The following is a 17,798-nucleotide window of genomic DNA, read 5'->3' as shown; positions in this document are numbered from 1 at the left end:
ATCACGGGATTTTCAGGGCACCTTGAGGGGGTCCGGGGTGGCGCCCGGAGTGCCCGGGGTGCGCTCGGGGGCCGGTTGCAGCGCCGGCCGGCTGAGCGGTCCGGGCCACCAGACCTTCCGGCCCAGCGCCACACTGGCCGCGGTGACGAGGTAGGTGCGGACCAGGAAGGTGTCGAGGAGCACGCCGACCGCGATGAAGAAGCCCATTTCCGCCAGGGCCACCATCGGCATGCTCAGGAGCACGCCGAAGGTGGCGGCGAGCACCAGCCCGGCGGAGGCGATCACCCCGCCGGTGGCGCGGAGCGCGGTGAGGGCGGCGGCGGACGGCTCCGCTCCGGCCAGGGACTCCTCGCGCATCCGGTGCATGAGGAAGATGCCGTAGTCCACGCCGAGGGCGACGAGGAACACAAAGGTCAGCAGCGGCAGTCCGGGATCGGTGCCCTCGAAGCCGAACACCGGCCCGAAGATCAGGGCGCCGATGCCGAGGGCCGCCGCCCAGACCGCGATCACGGCAGCGACCAGCAGCAGCGGGGCGACCAGGCTGCGGAGCAGGAGGATCAGGATGAGGAGGACGGACAGGACGACCAGGGGCACCACCCGGCGCAGGTCGGCGGCGTTGGAGGCCTCCATGTCGAGCTGCTGGGCGCTGGATCCGCCGACGTGGCCGTCCAGTCCGGCCAGGGTGGTGCGCAGGGCCTCGATGGTGGTCCGTTCGCCGGCGGACTCGGGCGGGTCCTGGGCGAGGACGGAGACCTCGGTCCAGCCGTCGGCACTGCGCCCGGGTTCGGCGGACACCACGCGGGCGGTCCCGCGGATCCGGGCCAGGGCGGTGTCCGCCGCCTTCGCCGGCACGACGACGGCGAGGGGCCGGCTGCTCTGGTCGGGGAAGCTGCGGGTGAGGGTGGTCTGCGCGGTGACCGATTCCGGCGTGGTGACGAAGCCGTCCTCCTGCTTGAGGGGGCCGGGCGTGTTCAGGGAGCCGAGGGCGAGGGCTCCGAGGACGGCGGCGCCGGTCAGCAGCACGGTGACGGGGCGGCGGCCCGCCGAGCCGCCCATGGCGGCGAACAGCGAACGGCCCGCCCGGGGTTCACTCCCGTACGCGGGGACAAGCGGCCAGAACACGCGCCGGCCGAGCAGGACCAGCAGGGCGGGCAGCAGGGTGATCATGGCGACCAGGGCGCACAGCACGCCCACGGCGGCGATCGGGCCCATGCCGCGGCTGCTGTTGAGGTCGGCGACCAGCAGGCAGAGCAGGCCCGCGGCGACGGTGCCGGAGGAGGCGAGGACGGCGGGGCCGCAGCCGCGCAGGGCGGCGGTCATGGCCTCGTACGGGCGCTCGTGGCGGCGGAGTTCCTCGCGGTAGCGGGCGACCAGCAGGAGGGCGTAGTCGGTGCCGGCGCCGAAGACCAGGATGGCCATCACGGCGGTGCTCTGGCCGGTGACGGTGAGGTCGAAGCCCCGGTGGAGGGCGTAGACGGTGGCATTGGCCAGGAAGTTGGCGGCGCCTGCGGCGAGCAGCGGGACCATCCACAGCAGAGGGCTGCGGTAGATCAGGACGAGCAGGAGGGCGACGACGGTGACCGTGGTCCAGAGCAGCGGGCCGTCCAGGCTTTCGAAGACCTTGTCGGCGTCGGTGGCGGCGGCGGCCGGCCCGCCGACCTCGGCGGTCAGTCCGTCACCGCCCCGGACGGTCTCCCGCACCTGTTCGACGAACTCGACCCGGGCGGGCCCGTCGGGGTCCACCTCGGTGGTGGAGACCGGGTACATGAGGGTGCTGCCGTCCGGTGCGGGAACGGCTTCCGGGCGGGTGGTGAGGCGGTGTTCGCGGGCGATCCGGTCGAGCTGTGCGTCGGCTGCGGCGCGGTCGGCGGCGGTGAGCCCGCCCTCGCGGTGGTAGACGAGGACGAGGTCGGTGGAGCCGCCGCCGGGCAGGCTCTCCTGGATGCGGGCGACCTGGGTGGAGTCGGCGCCGTCCGGCAGGTAGTCGACGACCCGGTTCTGGGTGACGTCGGCGAGCTTGCCGGAGAACGGCAGGGCGACGGCGAGGACGACCACCCAGAGCGCGAGCACCCCCCATGCCCGGGACCGACCTTGTTTCACTGCGGCCCTCATGCGGGCCTCCCTCCTGGCAGGTGTCTGGTGTGTCTCCAGACAACCGTCCGCCGGGGCGGAGTTCGTGGGGCCCAGGGGGGAGATCGCGGCTGCTCCGCGGGGTGGCGGGGGACGGCCGGTGATCCGCCGGGAGTACTCCCGGCGGAGTACGGCCACCGGCCCGGCCAGCCGCCCGGTCGGGCCGTACGGCGGGTGGCCCGGATCGTTCCGGCGGCAGCAGGGTCAGCGCCGCGCCGGCCACCGGCGTGCGGAGCACGGCGACCAGGGCCGGCACCACGGTCAGCAGGCGTTCGGCAGATCTCCGGCGGGGCAGGGGACTTCCGAAGGGAGCGCGGTCGGCCACGATCTCGTCGGGGCGATCCGTCACCCACATGCGTGACGGAAAGCCGCACGGGCACCCCGGGTGCGGCATGGTGGACCGATGCAGTTGCGCCAGGCCGTCCGCCTGTCCCTCTCCCTCGCCGCGCTCCTCGCGAGCGCCGGGTGCGTCTCCGTCGCCCCGGCGGCTCCGGCGGCCGGGAGCGCGGTCCCCGCGCCCGATCCCGCGCAGGCCGGGGTGCCGGTACCGGCCTCCCCCACGGCGGAGCCGCCCCTCCCACTGGGCCGGCTGCCACAGACCGGGCCGGCCGGGCAGCCGGAGCCGGCCCTCGCCGAGCCGCCCGGACCGGATCGGCCGTCGGCCGCCCGCCGGGCCGCGCAGCCGTCCAAGCCCCGCAAGGCGCACCCGCACCGGCCGTCCCAGGCCCGGCCGCGCCCGCGCCCGGACCGGCCGGATCCGGGCGCCGCGTACGGCATGGACGACCTGTGCGCCGCCGCCGATGGGACGGTCCCGCCGTCGGTGGTCGACCTCTGCGTGGGTCAGTACGGCCGCTGACCGGGGCGCCGGCCGCCGAGGCGGGACGCGGGGCGGACGCGGCGCACCGTGTCCCGGCCCCGCCGGCGCAGTTCGGCCGGCACCATCCGGGCCCGCTGGCCGCCGCCGGCGATCAGCGCGTTCACCGGGGTCATCGGGTCCCCGGCCACGGCCTTGGCGAGCAGGACACCGACCACCAGCGGAACCAGGGCCGTGGCCAGGGCCTGGCCGGCCAGGGTGACGTGCTGTATGCGCGGGTGCCGGCGGGCGTCGGAGATCATGGTTCCCATTCGACCGGCGGGCGCCCGGCCGAACATCGGAGCAGATACTCAGACGGTCCGGCACACGTACTCAGAGGGACACTGGGGTGGACGATGACGGCAGCAGGCAGCGGACCCGGGCCCTTCGAGGCGGCCACGGGTGACGAGCCGGCGCCCGCGCCGGGGGCGGCCGGCCGGCGCGCGGTGGAGGTGCGGACCGCGTTCGAAGGGCTGCTGCAGATCCGCCGGGTCATGGGGGCCGACGGCCCGGCCGTCTGGGAGCGGGAACAGCCGCTGCGCGCGGTCGCGGTGGCCCTGGAGGCGGCGGGCCTTCCGCCGTCGGCCGTCGACCCGGTGACCGGCGACCGTCTGGCCGCCGGGTACCGGGTCACCGCCGGCGACGGCCCCGGGCTGGTCCGGGTGTCCTGGTCCGGCCCGGCCGGCAGCCGGGCCGCCGAACAGGAGGAGCGCCAACTGGCCGCCTGCGCCGAGGTGCTGGAGCGTCTCGGCTGGCACACTCTGCTCTACCGCGGCCCGCGCCGGCGGCGCTTCCTGGAGGTCGAACCACCGCCGGCGAGCTGTTAGAGCAGGTCTGTCGGACCCGGCTGTTACCGTCCGATCATGACACACCGTGACGACCCGGCCCTGGAGTTGCTGCTCCGCCGCCCCGAGCTGGCGGATCTGGCCGCGTACCCCTTCAACTTCGACGTGGCCCGCAGGCGCAATGTGGAGGAGGTCCGGCTGGCCTCCGATGCCCCGCTGCGGATAGCCGCGGGCGACGACACGGGCGGAACCTTCTACCTGTGCGCGGGCGGTGAGGTGCTGTACGGGGGGTCGGAGGGCGAATCCGGGCTACTCGGCGAGAGCGTCTCCGAGACGCTGGAGACCATCGTCGGGCTCGCCTCCTGGGGGGCGTACGCGGATCTCGACCTGTCCCTGGACGATGCCGAACTCGCCGCCTACATCGCCGAGGTGGAGGAGGAGATCGCCGAGTACTACGGGCCCACCCTGGACGCGGACCGGAACCGGCTGCTGGCCGGGCTCGGGCTGCGCCGGCTGCCGGTGCGCGAGCTGGCGGCCCGGCTGCAGCGGGCTCTGCTGCGTACGGAACCGGAGTTCCTGCTGCTGAACGCGGCGGAGGGGCTGGCGTACCGCCGGGTCGACGAGCTGCCGAGGCCGGCGCTGTGGGAGACCGTCCTCGCCCCCGCCCGCGCCGACCTCGACCGGCTCCGGGACGGCACGGCCGGCCCGGCGATCCTCGCCGATGCGGGCCGGCGGGCCGGAGTGCTACGGGCCGCGCAGTACGACCGGCGGCCCGGGGACCGGCCGGTGCTGCGGGCCCTGGTGGAGCAGGAGGCCCGGTTCGGCGGCGACTCGCCGGAGTTCCGGCTCGCCGCGGTCCTGCTCGGCCGGTACGGCGAGCCCGCCGACCACGCCCTGCTGCGCTCGCTGGCGGCAGAGCAGCCGGATCTGTACTACGGGCTGGGCGGCAGCGAGTTCCCGGAGCAGCCGGAGGAGCTGCGCGCCTGGGCGACCTCGTGGGACGACTCGGACTACGGGGAGGACCCGCGGGACGAGCCGGAGATCGACTGGGCCCGCCTGGCCGGACGGCAGGGCCGGACGGAGCTGGCCCGGGCGGCGCTGATCCGGCTGCTCGACGCCACCGGGCCGGCCGACCGCGACCTGATCGGTCTGCTGGCCTCGGCGTTCGAGGAGATCGGGGACCACTGGCAGGCGGCCCGCGCCCGGTATCTGCACGCCAGCCTGCTGGACGAGCCCTTCGCGCGGGGCTCTGCCTTCGCCTCGGCCGCCTCGGCGCAGCGGTGCGCCGGGGAGGTGACCGCGGCCTGGAAGTCGCTGCGCCGCGCGGTCGCCACCCTGGACGGGCCGCCGGCGGTGGCGCTGTCCGGCATCGGCTGGGACCGGCTGGGCCTCGGGCCGACGGTGGCCGAAGAGCACTTCCGGGTGGCTCACGCCGCTGCCGCGGCCGGGCTGCACCCGGAGGCGGAGGCGGCGTTGGCGGCCGGCACGGCGCTGCTGGCCCGGCTGCCCGGCCCGCTGCCGGCCTCGCTCCGCGAGGCGGCTGCTGCGGCCGGCCCGGACAGGGCCTAGGTGCGGTGACGGTACGCGCCACGCGGGAGCGGCCGTCACCGTCACCGCGTGGTGTCCGGCTCGTTACGGGTGTATGACCCGGGGCGGCGAACCCAGCGGCGAACCCAGGGGCGGAGCGATGTGACGACCGATCAGGAAGGCTCCCCGTGCTGCAGCTGCCCGTCGAGGACATGGAGATGACACCCGGATACGCCGTGGAATGGACGGTGTCCGCTGCAGGAACCGCCGGGCTTTCCGAGGACTCCGATCCGGGTGACCTCGCCTCGTACAACCAGAAGGACCACTTCTCCGTTGCCCAGGCCCTGCGCGCGGCGGACGTCGGCTACGCCTCGTACATCGGCGGCTCCTTCGAGATCCGCGGGAGCATCGACCGCGGGGCTCTTGAGGCCGCTCTGCTCCATCTCGTGCGGCGGCACGAGGTGTTGCGCTGTGTGTTCAGGGAGGCTGCCGACGGGCCTGCGCTGGAGGTCGTCCCGCCGCAGGACGTGAAACTCGAACGCGTCGACGTCGGGCGGATCGGTTCCGCGGCCGAAGCCGGCGCGTACGTACAGCAGTTCCTCCAGGGCACCGACACCCTGCGGGGTCCGTGGATCGTCATGGGCGCGATGATCCGGGAGGAGTCCACCAGCGTCTACTTCGCCTGTGACCACCTCCTGACCGACGGGGTGTCGACCCCCGTCGCCATCCACGACATCGCCACGGCCTACGCGGCGTACGCCCAGGGCCGGGAACCGGACCTCCCCGAGACGGGCAGCTTCCTCGCCCACGGTGCCGCCGAGCGGCGCCGCGGCGCGGCCATGGGCCCCGAGGACGCACTGCTGGACCACTGGAAGCGGTTCGTCGCCCGCAACGACGGACAGATCTTCCCGTCCTTCCCCCTGGACCTGGGGATCGAGCCGGGAGTGGCGTACCGCGCCGTCAACGAGGCGGACACGCTGCTGCCCGCCGGCCGTCTCGACGCGATGGAGGCCCGCTGCCGTTCGGTGGGCGGCAGGACGTCCGGCGGTGTCCTGGCCGCCCTCGGTGTCAGCCTCAAACGGGAAGGCGGGCCGGACGTCCACCGTGCCCTGGTGCCGGTCAGCACGCGCGGCCGGGGACCCCACGCACACAGCATGGGGTGGTTCGTCAACACGCTCCCCGTCGAGTTCCCGGTGGCCGACGAGAGCGACTTCGCGGGCATCATGGCGGGCGCCCAAGGTGCCCTCGACGCGACGCGGCCGTACGCCGATGCCCCGTTCGTCCGGGTCTTCGACCTGCTGACCTCCGATCAGACCGGGCCCCGGATCTGGCCGTTCGCCGTCAGCTTCTTCTCCTACCTGGACTTCAGGAGGACTCCGGGGGCGCACAGCCACCTCGCGTGGAAGGCGCACAAGTACGTCTCCACGACGCACAGCAACGGCATCTTCTTCTGGTTCCACCGCAACCACACCGGTCTCCACCTGAACTCCGTCTTCGTGGACACCCCCCAGGCCCGCCGTACCAAGGCGGCCCTCATCGGGACCCTCACGCACACCCTCGACAACATCGCCCGCTCCGGCCGGTTCTGACGGACCCCCATCGAAAGGGGCACCGACCGGTGCTTCAACAGCCCAGCTCCGAGCTGGTCATCGCCCCCGGGCACGCCGTGGAATGGCGGGTGCACACGGCAACCGGGTCCGCCGGCCCGGAGCCGTACCGCCACCTGCCGTCCTACAACCAGGAGTACCACTTCGGCGCGTCCACACCGTCCGACGGTGCGGCCGAGGACCAGGTGCGGGACGGCCTGCGCCCCCGCACCGACAGCTTCGCCGGAACCTTCGAGATCCGCGGCAGGCTCGACCGCCCGGCACTCGAAGCCGCACTGCTCCACTGCGTACGGCGCCACGAGGTACTGCGCTGCGTGTTCAGCGCTTCGCCCGGCGGCCTCACCGTCGAGGTCTCCGCACCACAGGACGTCAAACTGGAACCGGTCGACCGGGGGCCCATGGCCTCCGCCGCCGAGGCCCGCGCCTATGTGGAGCGGTTCCTGGGGACCACCGACACCCGTCGCGGGCCCTGGTTCGTCATGGGCGCGATGATCCGCGCCGAGTCCACCACGGTCCACTTCGCCTGCGACCACCTGGTGACCGACGGCATGTCGATGACGATCGTCCTCAACGACATCGCCACCGCCTACACCGCCCTCTCCTCCGGCCGGGAACCGGACCTCCCCGCGGCGGGCGGCTTCCTCGACCACAGCCGCGAGGAGCGGCGCCGGGCAGCTGTGATCGGGCCGGACGACGGCAGGCTGGACCACTGGAGGGGGTTCATCGCCCGCAACGGCGGCCCGTTCCCGAGGTTCCCGCTGGACCTCGGAATCGAGCCCGGCGCCGGCTGCCCCGCGGTCAATACGACCGACACCCTGCTGGACCGCTCCGACGCAGCGGCCCTGGAGGCCCGCTGCCGGGCGGTCGGCGCGGGCGTGTCCACCGGTGCCCTCGCCGCCGTCGGCGTCAGCCTCAGGAAGGAAGGCGGCCCCGATGTCCACCGCGCTCTGGTGCCGGTGGGCACCCGCGGTCGCCACCACCACGCACACAGCACGGGATGGTTCATCAACCTGCTCCCGGTCGAGTTCCCGGTGGCGGAAGGGCCGGATTTCGCGCAGACCGTGGCCGCCGCCCGGGACGCCTCGACACGGATGGTCAGAGGCGGCCGGGTCCCCTTCGTCGTCGTGCTGCGGCTGCTCACCCCGGAGCTGTCTGCACGCCCCTGGCCCCACGCGGTCAACTTCTTCTCGTACATGGACTCCAGGGAGGTTCCCGGCGCGGCGCAGCACGCCGACTGGCAGGCCCGCGCGTACACCTCGATCCCCTCGACGAACGGCATGTACCTGTGGCTGCACCGCAGCCACGAGGGGATCCACCTGAACTCCGTCCACGTGGACACCCCGCAGGCGCGGCGCACCAAGGCGGCCCTCGTCGGGACCCTGACCCGGACGATGGAGGACATGGCCCGTCACGGGACGGTCTGATCAGTCCGCGGCCCGGTCCCGGTCCCGGTAGCGCAGCAGGCGCAGGGCGTTGGCCACCACGATCACGGTGGAGCCCTCGTGGACCAGGACGGCCGGGCCGATGCCCAGGCCGAGCACGGTCGCCGGGACCAGGACCGCGACGATGCCCAGACTCAGCCACAGGTTCTGCCGGATGACCCGGCCATGGCCGGGGCGTCGTTGACCCCGTCGCCGACCATGGCGGTGCGGCCGTCGGCCGTACGGAGCCGGGCCAGCGCGGCGGCCTTGTCCTCGGGCATCAGGCCGCCGCGGGCCTCGTCCACGCCGACCTGCCGGCCGACCGCGTCCGCCACCCGCGGGTCGTCGCCGGACAGCATCACGATCCGGGTCACGCCGAGCCGGCGCAGCCGGGCCATGGTGTCCGCGGCTTCCGGACGGGGTGCGTCCATCAGGCCGAGCACCCCGAGCCAGCGGTCACCGTGCCGGACCAGCATGGTGGTGCGGCCGTCTCGGGCGAGGGCCTGGGTGCGGTCGCGGAGCGCGGGCGGGACGGGCGCGCCGGCGAGCGTGTCGGCGTAGGCCAGGCTGCCGATGTGGACGGTCCGGCCGTCGAGTTCGCCGGTCACCCCGCGCCCGACCACCGCCCGCACGTCCGTGGCCGTGGCCGTTTCGGTGAGCTGCTGTCCGGCGGCGTCCCGGACCACGGCCCGGGCCAGCGGGTGGTCGCTGAGCCGCTGCACGGCGACGGCGGCGCGCAGCAGTTCCGCGCGGGTGCTGCCCTCGGCTGGCACGATGTCGGTCAGCCGCGGGCGGCCCTCGGTGAGGGTGCCGGTCTTGTCGAAGGCGATGGTGTGGAGCCGGCCGAACTCCTCCAGCGGGGCGCCGCCCTTGACGAGTACGCCGCCTCGGGCGGCCCGGCCGACGGCGCTGAGCACCGCGGCGGGCGTGGCGATGGCCAGGGCGCAGGGGCTGGCGGCGACCAGGACGGCCATCGCCCGGTAGAAGGTGTCGGTGAAGGGCTCGCCGGAGAGCGCCCCGGCGGCGAGGAGGACGCCGACCAGGGCGAGGACGGCCGGTACGAAGATCTTCTGGAAGCGGTCGGTGAACCGCTGGGTGGGGGACGTGCGTTGCCCGGCCTCCCGGACCATGCGGACCACCCGGGCGAGGGTGTTGTCGGCGGCGAGGCGGGTGACGACGATGTCGAGGGAGCCGGGGCCGTTCACGGTGCCGGCGAAGACCCGGCTTCCGGCCTCGGTGCCGGCCGGGTCCGCGAGGGCGGCGGCCGGGTCCGCAACGGGGTGTTTGTCGGCGGGCACGCTCTCGCCGGTGAGGGCCGACTGGTCGATGCTGCCGGTGCCGGCGAGGAGGAACCCGTCGGCGGGGACCCGGGTGTGCGGGCGGACCCGGACGGTGTCGCCGACGGCCAGCGTCTCGACCGGCACCTCGGTGGTCTCGCCGTCCCGGAGCAGGACTGCGGTACGGGGTGCCAGCTCGCCGAGGGCTTCGACGGAGCGGTGGGCGCGCCCCAGGGCGTACCCCTCCAGGGCGTGTCCGAGGCTGAAGAGGACCAGCAGGACGGCGCCCTCCTCCCACTTTCCGATGGCGGCGGCGCCGGCCGCCGCGATCAGCATCAGGGAGTCCACCTGGAAGGCTCGCGGAGGGTGAAGCAGCCGCCGAAGGCGTAGGCGGCGAGGAAGAGGGCGAAGGCGACGGTCTCGCCCGGCCCGCTCGTGCCGGAGAGGCGCAGGCCGAGCCCGGCCAGATAGGCGGCGAGGGCAAGGAGGGCGCTGACGAGTTCGGCGCGCTCGTGGCTGTCGCGGCCGTGGCTGTCGCGGCCGTGATCGGCTCCGGGGTTCGGCGGCCGGGAGGCGGCCGGGAGCTCCTCCTGGGCGGTCCGGCGGGGCGGCACTCCCCCTGCCCGGTCGGCGACCTGGCCGCGGACCTCTCCCTGAGCCAGCCCGCCGTCTCCAATCACCTCCGGCTGCTGCGCCACCTCGGCCTGGTCACCGGCCGGCGGACCGGCCGGAGCGTGGTCTACGAGCTCCACGACGCGCACGTGGCGGCACTCCTCCGCCAGATCCTCGCCCACGTGGACCACGCCCCCGACCCCGGTGACCTGCCTGGATCACGCCGGAGTTCCCACCAGGGTGCGCGTGATGTGGTCGCTGAGCTGGGGCAGCCAGTCCGGCCGCGCGTTGCCGAGGAGGTGGTCGCCGTGCGGGACGGACAGGTAGCTGCCGTGCGGCGCCAGGCGGGCCAGGGGCTCGCCGTTCGTCACGCCGGGGATGACGTCCTCGCCGCCGTCCACGACCAGCAGCGGAGCCGCGATGTGGGGGGCCAGGGCGGCGAGGTCCACATGGCGTACGAACGCGTGGGCGGCATCGGCTCCTCCGGCGCGCTGGGCCATGAGGCCCCGTACCGGCGGGGGTAGTTCCGCCCAGTCGAGGCGGAACGGACCGCTGACGGTGGCGACGGCCGCCACGCGCGGTTCCAGCGCCGCGGCCCGGGCCGCGAAATAGCCGCCCAGGCTCAGGCCGACGAGCCCGATGCGCGCGACCCCGAGGGCGTCGATGACTCGGCCCACGATCCGCTCGTAGTCCGGCACGAACGTCGAGGTGGCCGCGAGCACACCCTGTCCGGGGCCGTCCATCGCGAATACCGCCAGCCCCCTGGCCAGCAGCGCGGACACCAGATCGAGGAACTCCTCCTTGGCCGAGTCCAGGCCGGGGACCACGACCACGGTCCCCGGCGCGTCGGAGGGGCCGCGCAGCCAGCCGGTGAATCCCTCGCCGCTCACCCGCCGCGCACCGGGCTCCAGCACGGTGAGAGCTCGGCCCAGGGCGTGATCCGCCTCGACGGCGGCGCGATGTGCTTCCGGGTACGGCGCCAGGGTGGCCAGGTGGAACCACCGGGCCGCCATCAGCAGGTACTCACCCGCAGTACGGGATGATCCCGCGCCCTCCGCGCGCTGGAGGTAGCCGTGTCCGGTGCGCCGGAACGCCGGCCCCCAGTCGGCGACGGAGGTCAGGCCATCGGTGACGCGCCGGTACTCGTGCGGGTCCACGCCCGCACCGGTGGCACGGGTCCACTGGGCGGCGGCGAATTCGACGGGGCTCATCGTGCTCATCGTGCTCCTCCGGTCAGCAGGACGGCCTTGCCGCGTATCCGGCGCTCGCGCAGGTCGACCAGGGTTTCGGCGGTCTGTGCCCAGTCGGCGATGCGGCCGATCTCCGGATGCAACCGGCCCTGTTCCACAAGGCTCACCAGTGCCGAGAGATCGGAGCCGTACGGGGCCCCGGCGTAGTGGAAGTGCTGGATCGTGACGCGCTCGGGCCCGCCGAGGAGTTGGAAGAAGTCGAGGGACACCGGGGTGCGGCTCGCCTGGCCGAACCAGACGAGCAGGCCGCCCGGGCGCACCTTCGACAGGGCGAGTGCCAGATCCGGCCCGCCCGTGGACTCCAGTACGACATCGAACGGCCCCCCAGCCGCCGCGACCTCGTGCACCACCTTCGCGCCCAGTTCCGCGAGCCGCTCGCCGCGCACCGGCGTGGCCGTCACTGCGGTCAGCTCGGCTCCGGCTCCCACGGCGAGCTCGGTGACGTAGTGGCCGACGCCACCCGATGCACCGGTCAGCAGCACCCGTCGGCCGGCCAGGGAGCCGGCCGTACGCAGCAGCCGCAGGGCAGTGATCCCGGCCAGGGGCAGCGCCGCCGCCCGTACGCTGTCGATGCTGTCCGGGAGCACCGCGAGCGAGTGCGTGGGCACGGCGGCGTACTCGGCCCAGCCGCCCTGCGCCGGGTGCCCGACCACGCGGGTGCCGATGCCGGGGCCGGAGCCGTCGGCTGCCGCCTGTACGACGAGCCCTGCGATGTCCTTGCCGGGCAGCAGCTCGGGCCGGGGGTTCTCGAGAAGGAACGTCTCGCCCCGGTTCGGGGCGAACGCCTCGACTTTGATCAGTGCCTCACCGGGCTCCGGCACGGGCTGGGAGACCTCGGCGAAGGCGACCGGGCGCGCCGCTTCTCCCGTGGGAATCAGTCTTTGCATGGAGAGCATGCAACCCCCACGGCTGCCCCGCGATCCAACAACGACCAAGCAAGGCCGACAACTTCTGGTTGTCGCCTAGGGTGGGAGCCATGGATCTCGACGTGGCGCAGGTACGTGCCTTTGTGCGCACCGCCGAGGAACTGCACTTCGGCCGGGCGGCCGGGACGCTCGCGATCTCCCAGCAAGCGCTGTCCAAGAGGATCGCGCGGCTGGAATCCCTGCTCGGCACCGAGTTGTTCCGGCGCGGCGGCAACGGAGTACGCCTCACCGAGGCCGGACAGCGCTTTCTCGCGCCGGCCCGGCAGACCCTGGCCGCCGCCGACGCCGCGGTCGCGGCGGTGCTCGGGAAGGAACATCCGCTGCGCGTAGACGTCTGGGGGCACCTCTACGCGCCGATGCGGACGCTGGCCCAGGTTGCCGGACGAGCCGGGGAACTGGCGCTGGGGCACGGGCGCGATCTGGCGTCGGTGACGACGGCACTGCTGCACGGCGACATCGACGCGGCGTTCGGGCGGGTCCACCCCCCGCTGCCCGCCGGGCTGGCCCACCGCCTCGTCCGCCTCGAACCGGTGGACGCCGTCCTGAGCGCGGACCACCCGCTCGCGGCCGAACCGGCGCTGCGGCCGGACCAGTTGCAGGGCAGCGTGCTGTGGGCACCCGGTGCACTGGACCGGCTCGACTTCCTCCACCGGTTCGCCGACCGGTTCGGCATCGAGAACAGGGCCACGAGCCTCAACCTGGGGCTCGCCCACTTCCTCGCCGAGGTGGCGGAAGAGCCACGGCGCTTCTCGCTGGTGCCTGCCGATGTGCCACTGCCGCAGGTCCCGGGATTGCGCTCCGTCCCCCTGGTCGATCCCACGCCGCTGTACGCCTGGTCGCTGCTGTGGCGCTCCGGAAACGGACACCCGGCGCTGAACGGCCTCGCCGCCGCCTGTGCCGAGGAAGCGGGGCGAAGCCGATGGCTGGAGTACGACCCGACCCGCGACTGGCTGCCGGAACCGCCCACGAGCGGTCCCGGCCCCGGATAATCCGCCGCTACGGGCCGAAGGTGAGGGTCAGCCGCGGGGTGCCCTCGCCGGCCGGGGCCTCCGAGGACCACAGCCAGAGCGCGTCCGTCCCCGGGCTGGTCAGCGCGAGGCTGTAGCTGCCGCCCAGGGCGGCGGACAGGGCCGCCGTGTCCAGTCCGGTGGTGTGTACCGCCGAGCCGTCCGGGATGCCTGCGAAGCCGCCCAGGGCCGGGGCCCCGGTGGTCGGCCGGTTGGTGTAGGTGGTGCCCTCCTCGGTCCAGGCCCCGGTGACCGGGACGACAGAGACGGTGTCGGCGGTGCCGGCGCCCGCCATGGTGCTGGTCTTCACGCTGAGCGTGGCCGACTTCAGCACGGTTCCGGCCGGCGCCGCCGGCAGGTTGAACCGCAGGTAGGAGGAGTACAGCGAGGTGCCGCGGACGGCCAGCGAGCCGGAGGTGCCGTAGTTGGTGCCCGGGGCGCCCGCGTTGGCGTAGGTGTCCTCGGCCGCGGTGAGCTGGACCACCGAGGGGGCCGGGGCCGTGGCCAGGGCGTGGTGTGCCTGCACCTGCGCGGGGGTCAGCACCGTCGGGTAGACGGCCGTCTCGTCCAGCTGACCGGCGAAGAACTCGCTGGTCGGGCGCTCCGGCCAGCCGCCCAGGCTGTCTCCGCCCACCCGCCAGAAGCCCGCGAAGTTCTCGTGGGCGGTGACGTTGAGGGTGCCCTTCTGTACCCCGTCCACGTACAGCGCCATGCCGCCGGGGCCCTGGGTGGCGACCACATGGTGCCAGGTGTTGTCGTTGTAGCGGTCGGTGCCGCCGGTGGTGATGGTCCGGGTGGCTCCGGTGTAGACGCCGAACACGATCCGGCCGTCGTTGGTCATGTACAGGTGCTTGTCGTACTGGCTGCTGCCGCGGTCCTGGTTGTTGCCGAAGCCGAGGAGCTTGCCGCCCCGGGTGGTGCCCGTCTTCACCCAGGTCTCCAGGGTGTAGCTGCCGCCCACCTGGGTCCGCCGGTCGCTGTACACCTTCGCGTCGGTGCCGTTGAACCCGATGGCGGTACTGGCGCCGGTCACGGCCGCGGGGGTCTGCCGCAGGGCCGGGGCGTTGTGGTGGACGCCGCTGGTGTTGCCGCCGTCCGAGGAGTCGGCGACGTACGGCAGGGCGGACTCGTCCCAGCGCCAGTACAGCCCGGCGCCGTCCGAGCGGACCCGGTCCGGGTAGGCCTCCGGCGCGGTCGGGACGGTCACCGCGGCGGTGCCGGACAGGGCGCTGGTGTTGCCCGCCGCGTCGGTGGCCGTCACCCGGTAGGTGTACGTCTGGCCGGCCGTGACCGTGGTGTCGGTCCAGGAGGCCTGGGGGCGGAGGAAGAACAGCGAGTCGGTGGTGACGGTGCCGACCGGGGTCGCGGCTCCGTTGCGGTAGATCCGGTAGGTCAGGCGGCTGTCGTCGAGGTCGAGGCTGGTGCGCCAGCGGACCTGCACCTGGCCGGGCCGGAAGCTCACCGCGCTCGCCACGGGCGCGGTGGGTGCGCCGGTGTCACCGGTGGAGGCGAACCGGGTGAGGCTCTGCTGGGCCGCGCCGTTGACGGTGGTGAACTCGCCGCCCACCCACAGGTACTGGACGCCGCCCTTGGAGCCGACCGACATCACCCGCGGGCCGATGCCCTCGCCGATGCCGTCGTTGGTGTCCGGGGCCCAGCCGAGCTTGCCGACGCTGGTGGTGGGCTGGGCCAGGAGGTGGTAGCGGCGCCCGTCGGGGAACTCTCCGACGCTGGAGCAGTCGTGCGCGTGGGAGGCACTGTAGAGCACGTTCTGGTACGGGAGCACGGCCTGGGTGGCGCCGAGGCAGGTGTCGCGCCAGCGCTGGCTGAAGTCCGCCAGGTTCAGGGCGATCCGGCCGTCGAAGACGCCGCCGCCGGTGCCCTCGTTGGCGGTGTAGAAGCCGGTGGCGTCGGTGGCGATGTCCTTGACCACCGAGTTGGTCTCGATGAAGCCGGGGTAGGTCTTGGTGAGCGCCCCGCTGGTGGCGTCGACCACGGCCAGTGCGTGTGTGCTGGTCCCGTTGACGGTGAAGAAGTCCCCGCCGAGCAGAACCTTGGTGCCGTCCGGGGTGACCTCGACGGCCCGGCCCGGTTCGTCGGCGTTGGCGGTGAAGGGGCGCAGGGCTCCGTCGGCGGTAGCGACGGCGGCGAACCGCTGCCGCGGCTGCCCGGCGACGGTGAGGAAGTCGCCGCCCGCGTAGACGGTGTCGCCGGTGACGGCGAGGGCGCGGACGGTGGCGGCGAAGGCCGGCCGGAAGGAGGCCTTCGGGGTGCAGGTGGCCACGTCGATGGCGGCCAGGCTGCTGACCGGGGTGCCGTTGACGGCGCCGAAGTACCCGCCGGCGTACAGGGTCTTCTTGTCGGGCGAGAGGGCGAGCGCGCGGACCGTGGCGGTGCCGCTGCCGATGGTGAAGGACAGCTTGCAGGCCGTGGGTGCGCCGGTCGCGGCGTCGAGGGCGGTGAAGTTCACGGCCTGCTGTTCGCTGCCGCCGGCCCCGGCGGGCGGGCGTACGGCGGAGAAGGTCCCGCCGGCGAACACGGTCCCCCCGGCCTCGGCGAGGGCCCACACGATTCCGTTGGGCTGCCAGGTGGGCAGCGGATCGGCGGTGAAGGCCACGGGCGGCGTGATGGCCGCCGCCTCCGGTGCGACGCCCAGCCCGATGCCTGCACCGGCTCCGGCCACGGACAGGGCGAGGGCGGTTGTCAGCCACCTGGATGTACGCATGAACCCCCCAGTGCGATGCGATCGACCGTACGTCCGTCATGCGCCCGTACGGCATCCGTACGGGCGCACAATAGGGCTACGGACCTCACTCGGCACCCGACTTGACCGATTCGCCGCCGGCCGGGTGCCGGGGCGCGCCACTCAGCCCCAGGTGCGGGAGCACAGCACCAGGCGGTAGCCGTCCGGGTCGGCGATCGTCACTCCGTACGCGTCCCAGTACGGGTTGTGGGACGGGACCCGGGTGCCGCCGGCCGCCGTCAGGCGGTCGATCAGGGCCTCGTCCGCCGGCCTGCCGAGGTAGAGCACGAACAGGTCGTCCGCCGTCGGGGCCGGCTCCACCGGCCGGTCCGGGTCGTGCGTCAGCTCGAAGTGCCAGGCGGCCTCGGGCGGGCCGACCATCAGCAGGTCGTGCTCGCCCGGGACGCGCTCGGTGGTGCGCCACAGGACGGTCAGCCCGAGGCCGTCCACGTAGAAGCGTGTCGCGGCGGCGAGGTCCCGCGAGGGCCGGGCCACCCGGACATGAGCGGTGGGGTCGATTTCCTGGATCATGATCCGACTTTAGGATCTCGGACTTCGCCTCGGCCAACGGCAAGCGGACGGCAGGATGTTGCGGAAAGCGTCCCCTGGCGGCGGGGAGCGTTCTACCGTGCGGAGAGGGGTAACGGCGCGGCACGGACGACGGGCGGGGCGGGCTGATGGACGAAGAGGAAGACCTCCGGCTGGCCAGGATCACACCGGAGATCTCACGCCGGACCATCGGACTGCTGCGTGAGCTGGTCGGGCTGGAGCCGCCCGAGCGGGTGCCCGAAGGAGCCATGGCGCTGGCCGACGCGATCCTGGCCGAGCACGGCCCGGACGGGCTCCGGGTGCTGGTCATGACCCTGTCCGCGTGGGCCACCGCCCAGATCGAGAACGTGGCCGAGCTCAGCCGGCGCAGCTACGAGGCGGTGCTCGATTCCATGGAGCTGGCCTGCCTGGAGGCCCAGGCCGAGGACTGAGTCCGGGCTGAATCCGGGCTGAGTCCGGGCTGCATCCAGGCTGAATCCGGGCCCGCGGAGGCGTTTCTTCCGGCCGACAGCGGACACTGGAGGAACGGGGGGCCCTGATCGGAGGCCGTCGTGAGCACACCTTCCCCCACGCGCATCGCCGCCGTCCTGTCGGCCGAGCACCGCAGCCGGCTGATGAACCTCGCCCACGAGGTCAACTTTCCCGAAGGCGCACGGATCTTCGACGAAGGGACCCCGGCCGAGTCCTTCTGGATCGTGCGGTCCGGCACGGTCACCCTGGAGCTGCCGGTTCCCGGCCGCCGCCCGGCCGCCATCGAGAGCCTCGGGCCCGGCGAGCTGGTCGGGTGGTCCTGGCTGTTCCCGCCGTACGTCTGGCAGCTCGGCGCGGAGGCGATGACCCCGGTCCGGGCGTACGAGTTCGACGGGGCGGCCGTGCGGATGCAGATGGACGCCGATCCCGCCTTCGGATCCGCCCTCGGCCACTGGGTCGGCCGGGTGCTCGCCCAGCGGCTGCACCAGACCCGGACCCGGCTGATGGACCTGTCCATGCCGCGGACCAGCCCGGTCATCTGAGCCATGCCCCGGCCCCGAGGGGGTGTCCGGGGGGTCAGGGCCGGGCCCGGCCCTCCCCCAGACTCCGTCCGGGGGGACCCCCAGGCGCCGCGGCTTGC

Annotated in this window: 16 protein-coding genes; 8 read left to right on the top strand and 8 right to left on the bottom strand. The window is 73.8% G+C overall.

What is annotated here, in order from left to right; all coding sequences use genetic code 11:
* Positions 1-12: 12 nt before the first annotated feature.
* A complete protein-coding gene (locus ABT123_RS01215) occupies positions 13-2,112 on the bottom strand; it encodes an MMPL family transporter (RefSeq protein ID WP_351307885.1) in 2,100 nt (699 codons plus the stop codon).
* Between the two features lie 421 nt (positions 2,113-2,533).
* Here ABT123_RS01215 and ABT123_RS01210 point away from each other — a divergent pair, with 421 nt between their 5' ends.
* Positions 2,534-2,986 carry a hypothetical protein gene (locus ABT123_RS01210; RefSeq protein WP_351307882.1) on the top strand — a complete coding sequence of 151 codons (453 nt, stop codon included), beginning with the start codon at positions 2,534-2,536 and terminating at the stop codon, positions 2,984-2,986.
* Here ABT123_RS01210 and ABT123_RS01205 read toward each other — a convergent pair.
* Positions 2,971-3,246, bottom strand: coding sequence for a hypothetical protein (locus tag ABT123_RS01205; protein ID WP_351307879.1), 276 nt, complete (start codon positions 3,244-3,246; stop codon positions 2,971-2,973). The two genes, ABT123_RS01210 and ABT123_RS01205, sit on opposite strands and share 16 nt — an antisense overlap.
* Before the next feature lie 93 nt (positions 3,247-3,339).
* Between ABT123_RS01205 and ABT123_RS01200 the strand changes: the two genes are divergently transcribed.
* From ABT123_RS01200 to ABT123_RS01185, 4 genes are all read left to right on the top strand, one after another.
* A complete protein-coding gene (locus tag ABT123_RS01200; RefSeq protein WP_351307876.1) occupies positions 3,340-3,810 on the top strand; it encodes a hypothetical protein in 471 nt (156 codons plus the stop codon).
* A 36-nt stretch (positions 3,811-3,846) separates the two neighbouring features.
* Positions 3,847-5,337 (top strand): hypothetical protein, encoded by a 1,491-nt coding sequence (locus ABT123_RS01195; RefSeq protein ID WP_351307873.1) that lies wholly within the window; start codon positions 3,847-3,849, stop codon positions 5,335-5,337.
* A gap of 146 nt (positions 5,338-5,483) precedes the next feature.
* Positions 5,484-6,884, top strand: coding sequence for a condensation domain-containing protein (locus ABT123_RS01190; protein ID WP_351307870.1), 1,401 nt, complete (start codon positions 5,484-5,486; stop codon positions 6,882-6,884).
* A gap of 29 nt (positions 6,885-6,913) precedes the next feature.
* The gene (locus ABT123_RS01185; protein WP_351307867.1) at positions 6,914-8,326 is read left to right on the top strand and encodes a condensation domain-containing protein; all 1,413 of its coding nucleotides are present in this window, start codon (positions 6,914-6,916) and stop codon (positions 8,324-8,326) included.
* Between the two features lie 152 nt (positions 8,327-8,478).
* Here the strand turns inward: ABT123_RS01185 and ABT123_RS01180 are convergent, their stop codons facing one another.
* From ABT123_RS01180 to ABT123_RS01165, 4 genes are all read right to left on the bottom strand, one after another.
* Complete coding sequence (locus ABT123_RS01180) at positions 8,479-9,936, bottom strand: heavy metal translocating P-type ATPase (protein ID WP_351307864.1); 1,458 nt, start codon at positions 9,934-9,936, stop codon at positions 8,479-8,481.
* A complete protein-coding gene (locus tag ABT123_RS36690) occupies positions 9,936-10,361 on the bottom strand; it encodes a hypothetical protein (RefSeq protein WP_502970812.1) in 426 nt (141 codons plus the stop codon). The genes ABT123_RS01180 and ABT123_RS36690 overlap by 1 nt, the downstream gene beginning before the upstream one ends.
* A 69-nt stretch (positions 10,362-10,430) precedes the next feature.
* Positions 10,431-11,423: an alpha/beta hydrolase family protein gene (locus tag ABT123_RS01170; RefSeq protein WP_351308191.1), complete on the bottom strand. Its 993-nt coding sequence runs from the start codon at positions 11,421-11,423 to the stop codon at positions 10,431-10,433.
* 5 nt (positions 11,424-11,428) lie between these two features.
* Positions 11,429-12,349, bottom strand: a complete 921-nt coding sequence (locus ABT123_RS01165) for a zinc-binding dehydrogenase (protein WP_351307862.1) — start codon at positions 12,347-12,349, stop codon at positions 11,429-11,431.
* An 89-nt stretch (positions 12,350-12,438) separates the two neighbouring features.
* On the opposite strand from ABT123_RS01165, the gene ABT123_RS01160 reads away from it, so the two are divergent.
* Positions 12,439-13,377: a LysR family transcriptional regulator gene (locus ABT123_RS01160; protein ID WP_351307859.1), complete on the top strand. Its 939-nt coding sequence runs from the start codon at positions 12,439-12,441 to the stop codon at positions 13,375-13,377.
* 7 nt (positions 13,378-13,384) lie between these two features.
* On the opposite strand, the gene ABT123_RS01155 is transcribed toward ABT123_RS01160, so the two are convergent.
* Positions 13,385-16,120 (bottom strand): DNRLRE domain-containing protein, encoded by a 2,736-nt coding sequence (locus ABT123_RS01155; RefSeq protein ID WP_351307856.1) that lies wholly within the window; start codon positions 16,118-16,120, stop codon positions 13,385-13,387.
* Between the two features lie 141 nt (positions 16,121-16,261).
* Entirely contained in the window at positions 16,262-16,669 is a 408-nt protein-coding gene (locus ABT123_RS01150) for a VOC family protein (protein ID WP_351307854.1), read from the bottom strand.
* 146 nt (positions 16,670-16,815) lie between these two features.
* Here ABT123_RS01150 and ABT123_RS01145 point away from each other — a divergent pair, with 146 nt between their 5' ends.
* Both ABT123_RS01145 and ABT123_RS01140 read left to right on the top strand, forming a co-directional pair.
* Positions 16,816-17,118, top strand: coding sequence for a hypothetical protein (locus ABT123_RS01145; RefSeq protein ID WP_351307851.1), 303 nt, complete (start codon positions 16,816-16,818; stop codon positions 17,116-17,118).
* A gap of 120 nt (positions 17,119-17,238) precedes the next feature.
* Positions 17,239-17,700 (top strand): Crp/Fnr family transcriptional regulator, encoded by a 462-nt coding sequence (locus ABT123_RS01140; protein WP_351307848.1) that lies wholly within the window; start codon positions 17,239-17,241, stop codon positions 17,698-17,700.
* The last annotated feature ends 98 nt before the right edge of the window (positions 17,701-17,798 follow it).

Origin of the sequence: Streptomyces sp. NPDC002054, assembly GCF_040296685.1 — a bacterium.
Classification (GTDB): domain Bacteria; phylum Actinomycetota; class Actinomycetes; order Streptomycetales; family Streptomycetaceae; genus Streptomyces.
The sequence above is the reverse complement of the archived record's forward strand: the minus strand, read 5'-3'. Positions and strand labels throughout refer to the sequence as shown.